Annotated in this window: 2 protein-coding genes; both read right to left on the bottom strand. The window is 45.8% G+C overall.

Annotated features, from left to right (window positions below; translation table 11 throughout):
- Positions 1 to 193: 193 nt before the first annotated feature.
- Positions 194 to 649 carry a transposase gene (locus QUA57_RS28515; RefSeq protein ID WP_445304522.1) on the bottom strand — a complete coding sequence of 152 codons (456 nt, stop codon included), beginning with the start codon at positions 647 to 649 and terminating at the stop codon, positions 194 to 196.
- Positions 650 to 714: 65 nt separating this feature from the next.
- Positions 715 to 1,236, bottom strand: coding sequence for a helix-turn-helix domain-containing protein (locus tag QUA57_RS28510; RefSeq protein WP_333065156.1), 522 nt, complete (start codon positions 1,234 to 1,236; stop codon positions 715 to 717).
- Positions 1,237 to 1,300: the final 64 nt, after the last annotated feature.

Genomic DNA, 1,300 nt, shown 5'->3' with positions numbered 1-1,300 from the left:
CTAGTAGAGTTAGGCGGAAGTGGAGGTACTATTTTAAGCAGCTAGCGCTTTCCCCTTGTAAGTCCACTGAAAGGGTTTTGCCATGGTGCGGTTGAAATAGTCGATGAAGTCAAGAATACGTGTTTTTAAGTCAGCTTGACTGAGAAAACTGCCCCGCCTGAGTAACTTCTGCATCAAAATACCAAACCATATTTCAATTTGATCTCGCTGTAGAACAATGTTTGGGCGTGAAGTGAAACACAATACGATGGCTGGCCTGTGTTAAAAACTCTGTTCTAGTGTTCATCGATTGCAGAATGTCACTCTTGCCCTTGATGCCTAAGTCAATGTCTAAACCCTCGACCTGTGCCACATACCTCACTAGAGAGGCCGATTGATGGGTGTTTAAGCAATCCATAATCAAATGCCATTTAACTGCATCTGGGTCAGTGGCAATCGTCTGTTGTACATGAGTAAGATAGTCGAATTCGGTGCGGGTATTGCCAACGCTGGGATAAATGACTCGACCAGTGGCGACATCAAAGCTGGCAATTAAGGTTTGGGTACCATGCCGGATGTATTCAAACTCTCGTCGTTGAATCTTGCCAGGACGCATAGTTAAGTCTGGCGCTGTCCGTTCCAACGCTTGAATCCCGGTCATCTCATCCAAACTGATAGTGCGTTCTCCTTCACAGGCTCTTTTGTGTGCATTCAGGTAGACTTGACAAATATCTGTTACTTTGGCATCAAAATTTTGGTCGGGAGGGGATTGAGCCAGTAACCTGTCTGATGTGGTTTGAGTTCGGCTTCCGCTAATAATCGACCGACATGGCGTGGCGAAATTTCTTCGACAATCTTTTGCTGTACCATTTCCTGCGCTAATTCTCGATTTGTCCACTGACTGATGGGACGGTTGTAATCTTGAGGGTCGTCACAGGCTAGTTTGAATAGGTGTAGTACCTGCTCTAACTCAAATTTAGCAGGTGTCCCACTCCGCTGTGCATCGCATAATCGCTCTGCTACGGGGAGCTCTTTTGTCTGTCCCTCCATCCATCGTTTTCTCCACAGCCTTGCCATCTTCAGGCTAATCTCTAATTCACGAGCAATCTCATGATGATTTCTACCTTCATCAGCTAGCAAAATGATTTTTGCTCTGAGTGCAATTTGTTGGGGAGTGGTATGGCGACTGAGTATCTGCCATAGTTCTTTTCGTTCCTTTGTTTCCAGAACCAGCGATTTTGGGGCTAGTTGGGGCACGGTATCATCCTCCAATCAACCAGTAGCATCCAATACTAACCTAACTTCCGCTTGCTTGTACTAG

This window comes from Microcoleus sp. Pol7_B2, assembly GCF_036701035.1.
Classification (GTDB): Bacteria; Cyanobacteriota; Cyanobacteriia; order Cyanobacteriales; family Microcoleaceae; genus Microcoleus.
Note: the sequence above shows the minus strand (reverse complement) of the source record. Positions and strands in the feature narration are given on the sequence as shown.